Source organism: Longilinea arvoryzae, from assembly GCF_001050235.1.
Lineage (GTDB): Bacteria > Chloroflexota > Anaerolineae > Anaerolineales > Anaerolineaceae > Longilinea > Longilinea arvoryzae.
Genome location: NZ_DF967972.1, coordinates 380,524 through 392,600, shown reverse-complemented (window position 1 = coordinate 392,600; position 12,077 = coordinate 380,524). Strand labels below are relative to the sequence as shown.

Here is a 12,077-nt window from a genome sequence, read left to right as displayed (position 1 = left end):
GATTGCGCTCGCTAATTGGAGCGCGCATATTCGTTTATCGTTGCGTATACTGGATGATAGGGAATGAAATCGAGGGGAACGGCCATGAATATGAAACATCACATCCTGGCGGCGTTGCGCGAGGTCTTCGGGCAGTGGGAAGATCTGCTGGACAGTCTGAGCGAGGCGCAGATCACTGCGCCGCTGGCGCCGTCCGAATGGTCGGTCAAGGACGTGATCGCGCATTTGTGGATCTGGCAGCAGCGTTCGCTGGCGCGCAGCGAAGCCGCCCGGTTGGATCGCGAGCCAGTCTATCCGGATTGGCCCGTTGCCGGCGATCCGGACGGGGAGGGCGGGGCGGACCCGGTCAATGACTGGATTCACGCCACCTATCAGGATGCCTCCTGGGCCAGCCTGCGCCAGGAATGGCGGGCCGGCTTTATTCGTTTATTGAATTCGGCCAAGCAGATCCCCGAGCGCGATCTGCTGGACGGCAGCCGTCATGCCTGGCTGAACGGCTATTCGATGGCGGATGTGTTGATCGGTTCGTACGATCATCACAAGGAACACCTGGATGGGCTGCGTGAGTGGTTGCGCGAACACCGCCAGGAGTTGTAAAAGCCTGTCTCACGGGCGAATCGGACCGTGACCGAAAAACAACAAAAATTCGACCTGCCCAACCGGGCGGGTCGAATTTTTTGTTGTTTCATCATCGTCAGGCTTTCATTCAGCAGGCTTCTTCGAAGGCAACTCGATTTCGAAGCCGCAGGCTGCCAACGGCTCGAGCAGTTCGGCCGGGTCCGCCAGCCACTGCCCCCACTTGCGTGAAATGTGCTCTGTCCAGGAATAATCCGAGTAGGTGTACGTCTCTTCCTTGCCTTCGGTCTCGATATCGATTTTGGCGCGCTGCTTGCGGTAGTATCCCTGCGCCAGGTAACCCGCGTCCATGCAGCGCATGGCTTCTTCGATCTGGGCATCGCTGAATTCAGGGTAACGGTCCTCGAAGAGTGTGTATTCCAGCGGATAGCGCGGACGCGGCGGGAAGTCTTCGGCCGGATAACCCATCACGAGCTCGACCAATGGAAAGACGCGTTTCGGCAAATGATAGGTTTTCTGGATTTGGGCGGCGCGATAGGGCGCCATGCCCAGGAAACAGGATCCCATGCCCAGGCTTTCGGCGGCAATGACCATGTTCTCGGCGGCGTAAGCCGCATCCTGGATGCCGAAGAAAAGCAGCGACAGATTGTTGGAAACGGTTTGCCAGCCGCGGCGCTGCATGATGAGTTCCAGTTTGTGCAGGTCGACGCAGATGGTAAAAAGCAGCGGCGCCGAGAAAGCATGCTTCTTCTTGCGATCGAGCAGGATGCTGTAGAGTTGCGCGGCGAACGGCGCCTGCTGTCCGGAGCGCACCACCGTGGCAATGACTTCATCGTCTGGCTTTTGGGCGGTGTACTTGCGGACCGATTTGCGGTTGCGCAGGGTCTGGAGGATTGGGTTGTCCATGGGATCACCTCGTGAGGAATGAGGGTAGTATAGCGCCGTTCGGATTTTGACGAACCGCCAATTCACCGGCTTATAGGCCAGGAAAGATGATATTCTGTGCGATAATCGTTACCAAAATACATTCTCTGCCTTGCAAGGGGTCAACGAATGGATGATCTGTTCGAGTGGATTATCTTTGTCCTGGCATCGCTGGCGATCGTTATCATTTCGCGCCGCTCGCTGTTCAAACCGCGCTCGCACGGCTTTTACCGCTTCTTTGCCTGGGAGTGCATTCTGGCATTGATCCTGATCAACCTGGACGTCTGGTTCCGGGAGGCGGGGTCGTGGCATCAGATCCTTTCGTGGGTTTTGCTGGTCATCAGTTTCATTCCGCTGGGCTTTGGGGTGCGTTTACTGGTCCGGCGCGGGAAACCCGTCGACCGGCGGGAAGGGCAGGGCGAGCTGCTGGGCTTCGAAAAGACCTCCACCCTGGTGACGGACGGGATTTACCACTATATCCGCCACCCGCTGTACAGCTCGCTGCTGTTCCTGGCGTGGGGGACTTTCTTCAAGGCGCCGGGCTGGGTCGGCGGGCTGCTGCTGCTGGGGGCAACCCTGGCGCTGGTCGCCACCGCGCGCGCCGATGAAGCCGAATGCACGCGCTTCTTTGGCGAGCGCTATCAGGAGTATATGAAACGCACGAAGCGGTTCGTGCCGTTTATTTTATAAAATATTGCTTATCACGGCATTTTTGAGTTTAATCGTAATCGTCGCAAAATTTATATCATCATTGTAAAGGCAGCGACTACACTAAACAATGGTTGTGTTACCATTGGCAATTTCTATTAGGCAGGAATTTCCATTTGAATGTAATAGGGAAATAAAGATCATTTCAGGTCTGGTAACCGATTTTGGAAGCAATGACGAAGAATCGCCGTAAATCTAAGGATTTTTACTTCCAACCCCCAAAACGCTCATTGATCAAGGATCATAATAAGGATTACATTTATCACTAGTTCATATATTACAATTAATATACAATAAATATAAGGGGGAATAAAGATGATAGAACAATTAGCGATCATACTAAACCTAATCTTCTCATTTTCCCAAAATTATGGCATAAATGCTTCTATAGTTGACCAGCAAGATCAATCAGCAATTGTTTATTATCTTGAAAATGATCAAACCGATTCTGCGGAGCCAGAAGGTATTACCTCAATTGTTGCAAGTTCACCAATTGAGGTAATTTCTGAAGGCAGCCTTTATTTCTTAAAAGTCGATTTACAAGATTCTAGGGTGCGAATCAGAGTCGGTTTGGCAAATAATGATTCTGGAGGATATGAATCACTCTCCAGTATGAAGAACCGGTATGCCAGTCAAGGTTATTCAGAATGGGCAATCATCAACGGGGATTATTTTGGTGGGGGCTGTCCAGCAAATGTTAATTGCGCGCAAGGATTAACTTTCATTGATGGGAATAAAAAAGATAATTGGTCAGCTTATGGTACTACCTGGCCTGTAAGGGGTAACATCGGGTTCGATTCTTCCAGAAGTGTACAAATCGCAATCGGTGACGCGCAATCTAAGAAAAACATGACGATTGCTGGAGGTCCGTGGATTGTAAAAGATGGTGGTTCTCCTGTCTGTCAGGGTGAATTAATTAATGGGACAACATATTTCTCCACCCAAGAACAATTTACAGGTGACCAACGCTGGTACTGTACAACTACTGGCGCGTTAACATTGGCTGGATATTCGAGTGATCGGCGATATCTCTTTATTGGCGTTTCATCTGGCGGATGGACAGTAACTCAGGTAGCCCAGTGGTTAAAGGATCGGGGCGCATTCGATGTTCTAAAACTTGATGGAGGCGGCTCGAGCGGTATTTATTATAACAATTCGCTAATGAAAGGAAGCGGTTCTCGAGCGATTGTGAATCACCTGGCAATTATTGTTGATAATGCACCTCCGCCACCTCCGCCCAGTAGTTGGAAGGCTGACTATTACGATAACCAGGACCGTTGGTGGGACAACAACAATTCTGGAAACTATAAATGTTCCGAAACGATCAATGGGCCAGGGCTAGATAAGAATTATAGTTCAGGTGCACCATGTGGTGGGATGGATGGTGATACCTGGGTCGGAGATTATAGTGCTACCATCAATTTTCCTACAGGGAATTATGTATTTGGTATTGAACATGATGATGGATTAAAACTGTGGTTAAACGGGCAGAACATTGCCGATCGGGGCGGCAGCGGGATCTCATGGGTCTGCCCGGCCAGAAATTTAAGCGGCAATAATAATCTTCGTGTGATGCTTCGCGAAGATGGCGGAGATGCTAGGGTAAAACTATCATGGACTACCGACACAAGTGTGTGCAATGATCCCCCACGCGTACCGACATTGTTAAGCCCACCTGATAACTCAATCATCACCAATGGTACTGTGCCAAATCTTTGTTGGAACAATAACGGTGATCCAAATGGAGACTCTGTTGAGTTTTTTGCGGAAGTTTATAACAGCCCAACATACTTAAGCAGCGGATGGATCAGTGGCACCTGTTGGCAACCCAATTCTTTGAATGACCAGTATGGCAATTATCAATGGCATGTGAAATCCAGGGATAATCGCAACGCGGAAAGTGGTTGGTCAAGCACCTGGCATTTCTCTCTTCAGAATCCAATTCAAATCATCGATCCTCTAACAATATCCCCCCAAGATCCACTTGTTGGAGAGAGTATTACTGCTCACTTCCGAATAAAAAACACAAGCACACAATCCATTACTTTCGCACGTATCCTGGTCGGCTCGCATGGACCAAACTGCGCCGACTGGACGTGCAATCCGGTGGTCGATTGGCCGGTCGTTGAATCGGTGACGATACAGCCTGGTCAGGAATATTCATATACAAAACAACGTGTGTTTACTGAGCAAGGAAGTAATTATTTCGCTCAAATCACCTACAACAAATCTTCCAATCAGTGGTTTGTACTTGGTAACAAGCTAACCTTTTCGGTTGGGGCGGGAATTGAGATCAGCCAACCTTTATCTCTTTCTCCTACTGAACCTATAGCGAACTTACCAGTTACAGCTGCATTTAAAGTGCAAAATAATGGGAATAGATCGATCACAATTCAAAAACTTAGCGTAGAGGGTCGCGGACCGAATTGTTCCGACCTGACTTGCCAGAATTGGGCGGGGTTTGAGGTGATGAGTAACATAACCTTACCACCTGGAGAAGAATTTTCCTACTTAAAGATAACCAGTTATCAATCAGCTGGCAGTGGTTATTTCGTCCAGCCCATGTTCGCTGATCAAAATGACTGGTGGTATATCATCCCAGGAGGCTCTCGGTTAAATTTCTCGGTGGATCGCGGGCTGGAGTTGATCGAAGAATTAACCCTTAACCAAACCACGCCTTTAACTGGGGAAGATATCATCGCGCGTTTCAAGCTGCGAAATATGGGCTCGCACACAATTCACGTAGACCGAATTGGAGTAGGCAGCCAGGGCCCGAATTGTACCTCCTTCGATTGTCAACGAGCGGTGGATTTTCCATGGAAAGAGGATGTGACCTTTTTGCCTGGCCAGGAGTATGTATTTGAGGAGCATCGGGTTTTTACTGAAGCTGGAGCCGGGTATATTGCTCAGATAATGTATAACGTTGGGGAGAATTTCTGGAAATTGTTGGATAACATAAAGACATTTTCAGTGTCTTCCGGTTTATTGGTTACCACACCCATTAATCTAAACCCTTCCGATCCGGTCGTGCTTCAACCTGTAACCGCTACCTACACATTAAAAAATATTGGACCCAGAACGATCTACATTCGAGCGATTAATGCAGATGGCCGGGGTCCAAATTGCACTGATTTGACCTGCACGAATTGGGCTGGATTTTCCTCAAAAGAAAATATAACCCTTAACCCAGGTCAAGAGATTCTTTATTCAGCCACACGATCCTTTACACAGGCAGGGAGCGGCTATTTTGTTGTGCCGCTCTTTATGGATGCAAATGGGTGGTGGTTAACACTTCCTGGAGCACAGCAACGAACCTATTCGGTGGATCGCGGTCTTGAAGTTGTTACGCCCTTGACTTTAACGCCTTCAACGCCATTGGCAGGCGAATCCGTGACGGCTCAATTCAAACTAAAGAACATGGGGAATCACGTTTTGCGCTATGAACGCGTTGGGGTAGGTGCCCATGGCCCTGATTGCCAGGATTGGAGCTGTAATTCGCCAGTGGATTATCCCTGGCTTGAAAATGTGACAATTCAGCCAGGCCAAGAAATTGATTTTTCTCAAACGAGAACATTTATCGAACCGGGCAGCGATTATTTTGCTCAGATTACGTTTTTCGGAGGGGAAGATTTTTGGTGGCAGATCGGAGATATGAAGAGGTTTTTGGTTTCGCCAGGAATTGAAATCTCCTCCCCAATTACATTAACCCCTCAAGACCCAAGTGTTTTCGAGCCTGTTTTAGCATGTTATACGATTCAAAACAAGGGCAGTCGATCAATCACGATCAGGCGTTTAGGAGTCGTAGCGCGCGGACCGAACTGTGCAGATTGGAACTGCGAGCGGAATGTGGATTTTCCGCCTGTCGATAACATTATCCTGCGTCCTGGTCAAAGTTACACCTATTTGGGAGAACGGTTATTTGCGATTCCAGGCAAAGGATATTTTGTTGAGCCAGCATTTGAGGATTTAAATAATTGGTGGTTCTCATTTGAAGAAAAGACGCCATTCAAAGTTAATGGTTTTGCAACATATTTACCCATTGTTATTAGATGAAGTTGCGCAAAATGGTCCCATCATGCAAAAGGAGATATGAAATGAACAGCAAAAAGAGAAGAATCAATGTACTGTCTTCTGATAAAAAAGTAAATTCAATCTCGATAACTAATGAATTGTGGTTAATAAACTCAATGATTATTTTGGTTCTGAGTTTGCAATTACTTAATCCAGTACCAGCCTTTGCTGCATCAATATCAGATAGCAGTTCAAGTTCAAAAGAACAGTTAGTCAATACAAATGGTGAAACAACATCAGAATACTTATTCTTATATCAAATTGATGATCACTATTATTTATACGATCCAGGTTTGGATAAATCCATTGATATTGGGTCAAAAACTGGATGGGACCGCACTTTGTTGTCACCAAGGTGCTCCAATTGCATCGAGAATCCCCAATCCTACCCTGATATACACATCGAAGACGGATATATGTTGTTGGGTGGAATATTATCGGAGGATCAAAATAATCTAGTATATGTGGAGAATTCCTACGATTCTCCTAGTGAACGATTTCTGACTGAATTTCAAATGTGGTTTGTAAATCTTAAATCTGGCGAGAGGCAATTACTTGCCGATAATTCCAATTCTTCTTTTCCCGGAAAATTACTTTATCCGGTTCTGTTCGACGCTGAAAAAGAGTTAATCTATTTCGAAAGCTATGATCACGTAAGAATGGAACCCTTTAGTGGTATTTATGTTTATAAAATTAAAGAGCAATTATTTACTGAAATGGCTTCTGAAAGCGATTATTACAATAGCACATTATGGGTTTCTCCCGATAACTTATATATGGCTGCCACTGGCGTGTTGAAAGGTTTAGTTGGAGATACGCCAATCCAGTTTTCAAAATCAACTACATTGTTGATGTTGGATTTCACCCAGGAAATTATTAAATCCGTAAATTCTAGTGATAACATCCAAATACTACCTCAAGGTTGGATTTCAAGAGCGAATTCAACAATTTTGAGAAACTCATCGGGCATTCAGTCATTTTCCGTTCTCGCCGTGCAGGAGGCGTCTTCTGGCTTTCAACGCCCCATGAGCAATGATCATTATGGATTTGAGTGGTTAGATTGGACCGCGGGGTATCCACCTCTTGTTTATCATCCTGGCGATGACTATAACGGCCCAGGGAATGATTGTTATACAGATATCAGCGCTGTTGCTGATGGTGTTGTGAAAAATTTGAATCTTGGCGGATGGGGCACTCTAGTAATCGAACATAATTGGCAAGGTATTACTGTTTATTCTCAATATGGCCATCTAGAGAGCTCTTTAGTTTCTACTGGAGATAATGTAACCAAAGGTCAACATATTGCAGAAATGGGTACCAGAGGAGCTGCTTCATGTCATCTTCATTGGGAAATTCGCCAGTCGGATCATCCGGATCCTAATAATAGTGGTTATTACACTACGAATGTCCTAAATGTTAAAAGTAATGTAGAGAACTATTATTATGACCCTGAATGGTGGGTGGATAATCATGGCAGTTACAACAACAATTGCAATAATCCTTCTCCTAATTCTGATCAGGTAGGGATTTATGCGGATGCAAATTATTGTGGCAGTTATAAAATCTTTGGTCAAGGTGAATGGGCCAATCCGGGCGCAATGGGTTTTGGCAACGATTCTGTTTCCTCGGTAAAAGTTGGGGGTAACGTCAAAGCTGTTCTCTGCAAAGATGATAACTATGCCGGCGGATGCGAAGAATTTACAGGGAACGATTCTAATTTAAGCGACAATAGCATTGGTGATAATTCCGTCTCATCAATGAAAGTTCAATCGAGGGGCTCCTCTTCCGGTAGTTGGACAGCCAACTATTACGATACGATTGACCGTTGGTGGGATAACAACAATAGCGGAAATTATAAGTGCTCTGAAAATGTTGGCGGCCCAACATTAGATAAAAACTATGGCACCAGTGGGCCATGCGGCATGGATGGGGATACATGGATTGCGGATTATTCCGCCACAATTAATTTCCCCTCTGGCAATTATGTGTTTTTGTCGGATCATGATGACGGTTTGAAAATATGGCTTAATGGACAAAACATAGGCGATTACGGTGGCAGTGGATCTAATGATAAGGCTTGCCCAGCTCGATATATCAGTGGTAATGCCAACCTACGGGCCCTTTTACGTGAAGATGGGGGCGACGCGCGGGTAAGGATATGGTGGACAACGGATACCAGCGTCTGCGTTCAGCCGCCAGCAGCGCCATCGCTAAGTTCACCTTCAAATAATGCAACAGTCGGTCGTTATGATAATGTAGTCTTATCTTGGAATTCTGTTTCTGGCGCCAGTGATTACTACGCGGAATTTTCTGGCGGACCTGGGTATTCGGTAAACTCTGGATGGACGAGCGGCACGAGTTATACCATCGGGAGTACGTTTTGGGGTGGTGTATACACCTGGCGCGTAAAAGCACGTAACAGCACTGGTGAGGGTGCGTGGAGTGAGACCCGCACGTTATATCGCAAGTATGGTACACCGTCGAATCTGACTCTGTCTGACGCGACCCAGACACAAGTGACTCTGTCGTGGGGTGCTTCGGCAGATGCGCCAGGCAATATCGATGGTTACCGCATTTATCGCAATGGGACGGCAATTGCCACAGTAGGAAGTTCCACCACCAATTTCACAGATAATGGCCTGTCTTGCAATGGGAACTATTCGTACTTTGTCAGGGCATATAGAGGAAGTCTGGAATCCGATTCGGGCAACACACAAAGCCTGACAACAGCGGGATGTGCGGCGGGCACACCGATACTGATGCAGCCTAACGATGGTGCCATTTTTGATGAAGGCCAATCCATCAGCCTCTCGTGGAGCGATACGGGTGATGAATTCTATGGTGAAATTTCCGGCGGTCCGGCCGGAACGTTGGCTTTCGGTTGGCAGAATGAGACGAGCAAGGATCTTGGCCCGCAATGGGCAGGTTATTCTTATACCTGGAGAGTAAAAGCAAGAAATACAGTCGGAGAGAGTGGATTTAGCAACACGCGTAATTTCACCGTGCGTCCAGGCCAGCCAGCCAATCTCACAGTGACATCACCTTCTTGCAATCGGGTGAATTTATTATGGGTTGATAGTTCCGGTAATGAACAGGGTTATCAGGTCTATCGCAACACCTCGCTGATTGCTACACTTGGAAGTAACTCGGCAGGCTACCAGGATACTTCTGTTTCGGGAGAAAGTAATTATAGCTACGCTGTGTACGCCTACCGAGGTACGATCCTTTCCGCTGCCAGTGATACGGTCAGTATTACTACCGCGATTTGCCCACCCGCGAATGACAACATAGCAGCTGCGACAACGATCAATACATTGCCATATTCGGTCACCCAATCTACACGCGCCGCGACGATCGAGAGTGGCGAACCCAATTATCCCATCGGGTCGAACAATGCTTCGAGTGTTTGGTTTAGATTCTCACCCACAGCGACTGGAATCTTCTCAGTGGATACTTTTGGAAGCAATTACGACACGGTGCTACACGTGTTCGAGCGTGGAAGCATGGGAACTCTTTCTCCAATTCAGGGAGATGATGATGAGGCGGATCCAAACCTGCGCCAATCCAAGATTCTCTTTACCGCAAATAGGGATACGACCTACTTGATCAGTGTGACGCACTACGGCAATGGCACGGGTGGGTCTCTGACGATGAATATGTCACAGGTTCCCTGCGCGTCGACATCTTTATGCATTACGGCAACCAACCCTTGGTATCGGCCAATGACGAATAGCGGTCGAGTCTTTGACGGTACAGGCGCGTTCCTACGGTATTTTGATTTGGACGAGTATGGATTCGGCTTGATCAATGACTTGAGCACAGGTGTTTATAACGTTGTGGTTACCGATTGGGGTATTCTAAAAACGGTCGAAAATCTACAAGGGCCTGGTTATTTGGGGATATATACCTCAGATCTACCAATCACGGTCGTATCGTTGGAGGATTTGCAGGGTAATCCGATCAATTCAACTGTCGCGTTCGCAAACAAGTACAGCGAATTCTATGTTGGCTATTCTTATGTAAACAGCCCGCTTGTCGTCTATGCGTCACCGGATAATTACTTGATCCAAATGAGTAACGATACGGATAAGTATCTGACTTATCACAAATTTACAGTCCAGGAGGGTAATGACCAAGTTGAAGATATCTATAATGTGGCGCAATCCCCGGCGATTCTTCTGAACTATCATGTCCAAACCGTTCCAAGTGTAAATCTGATCATATGGACGGGCAATTCTGGAACAGGTCTTGAGATGTTTGATGGTCAGACCGCGGTAATTTCCTTCCCGCCGGATCTGACCTTTTGGTCTGATAACATCGTGGCACTGGAAGATACCGAGGATTTCTGGTATTACCTCTTTGGAAATGGCAACTTGCAAATTGAGCAGTTCAGGCAAGGAAACGATATTTTTATCGGTGGAGATTTGCAAGTTAATGTGAAACCATATGAAACCCCATACGGCCGGGGTGATCAGGCAATGATCCAGCAAAGTGTGAAAGACAGTTATGGGAACTACCTTTCTGATCTATGGACGCAAACAAAAACAGGAACGTCCACGAACGCACCTGTGATTAATCACGAAGGCGCTCGAGAGGTCTTGGATGAGCGAATCTTCGTTAAAGATAACGAAACAGGCCATTTCTTTGGAAAATGGAAGGATAATTTAAAGTTAGCAGAGAGTGTCACGATTCAGACTGTCACACCAATTGCCGCCACAGTGGAACTACTAGACCCGACTAATGTCCTTACATATCAAGAAAGCAGAGATGGGTGGAATGGTTTGACATCCTGGACGATCCCCGGGAATGCTGCAATCGGAACATGGACTTCAAAAGTGACTCTAAATTATTTAGGAAAATGGCAGGGGGTGACAAGTGGTATGAGTACATTCGAGGTGAGGAATACGCCGTCACCTTTGAATGATGACATCAACACACCCGTGATAATTAACAATACCCCGTTTGCCACAGAATTGGATACTTTTGGTGCCACCCGAGCTATTGATGATCAGCCGATGCTGGATTGCGATCTGGCTCCTGCTGAGGCGACGGTCTGGTATAGCTTTACGCCGGCTCAATTGGGTACTCTTCATGCAGATACGATCGGGAGTGATTATGATACCGTTTTAGCCGTGTGGACAGGGTCACGAGGCAATTTGACTTTAGTTGCATGTAACGACGATCGAAGCATTACTCCTCACGATCAGGATTCAGAATTAGTGGCTACTCTGGACGCTAGCAATGTTTATTACCTAATGGTCGGCAAATACAATGGGTATCTTACCCCAAGCCCCGAGGCTGGGTCGTCCGGAAAAATCAGCGAACCACTAACAATCGGAGCAGGGACGATGCAGTTGCATGTGGATTTCAGTATCAATACACCCGACGCAGCCCAGCTTCTCTCACCGAATTCCACTTTGGTAATTCGCAGGCCGACATTTACGTGGGTACCTGGCTTGAATTCAACAAGATATCTTTTTGCCATTCAGGATGCACAGGGTGAAAATGTTAATATTGAATGGGTAGATGCAATGAGTTATTGCACAGTTGATGTCTGTACATTCACGCCGGATATATCGTTGGATAATGGTGTCTATTCCTGGCAAGTTAAGACCTGGAATATCAGTGGATATGGCCCAAATAGTCCATTGATGCAGTTCACCATTGATTCTACGGAGCCAAATGAAAGGAAGGTTTTTTTGCCACTCATCATTCGATAAGGATAAAAGAAATTCCTGTTGTTTCAATTAAGAAACGAGCCGGTGAAAACACCGGCTCGATTTGGTATAGTTTGCACA

The 12,077-nt window shown here is 46.8% G+C and carries 5 protein-coding genes; 4 read left to right on the top strand and 1 reads right to left on the bottom strand.

The window, feature by feature from the left end; translation table 11 throughout:
- The first annotated feature begins 84 nt into the window (after nt 1–84).
- Entirely contained in the window at nt 85–597 is a 513-nt protein-coding gene (locus LARV_RS01820; RefSeq protein ID WP_075072031.1) for a ClbS/DfsB family four-helix bundle protein, read from the top strand.
- A gap of 105 nt (nt 598–702) precedes the next feature.
- Here the strand turns inward: LARV_RS01820 and LARV_RS01815 are convergent, their stop codons facing one another.
- A complete protein-coding gene (locus LARV_RS01815; protein ID WP_075072030.1) occupies nt 703–1,482 on the bottom strand; it encodes a nitroreductase family protein in 780 nt (259 codons plus the stop codon).
- Nucleotides 1,483–1,629: 147 nt separating this feature from the next.
- Between LARV_RS01815 and LARV_RS01810 the strand changes: the two genes are divergently transcribed.
- From LARV_RS01810 to LARV_RS01800, 3 genes are all read left to right on the top strand, one after another.
- Nucleotides 1,630–2,190, top strand: a complete 561-nt coding sequence (locus tag LARV_RS01810) for a methyltransferase family protein (protein ID WP_075072029.1) — start codon at nt 1,630–1,632, stop codon at nt 2,188–2,190.
- A gap of 333 nt (nt 2,191–2,523) precedes the next feature.
- A complete protein-coding gene (locus tag LARV_RS01805; protein ID WP_075072028.1) occupies nt 2,524–6,261 on the top strand; it encodes a phosphodiester glycosidase family protein in 3,738 nt (1,245 codons plus the stop codon).
- 41 nt (nt 6,262–6,302) lie between these two features.
- Nucleotides 6,303–11,999: a peptidoglycan DD-metalloendopeptidase family protein gene (locus LARV_RS01800; RefSeq protein ID WP_172797757.1), complete on the top strand. Its 5,697-nt coding sequence runs from the start codon at nt 6,303–6,305 to the stop codon at nt 11,997–11,999.
- Nucleotides 12,000–12,077 lie beyond the last annotated feature (78 nt).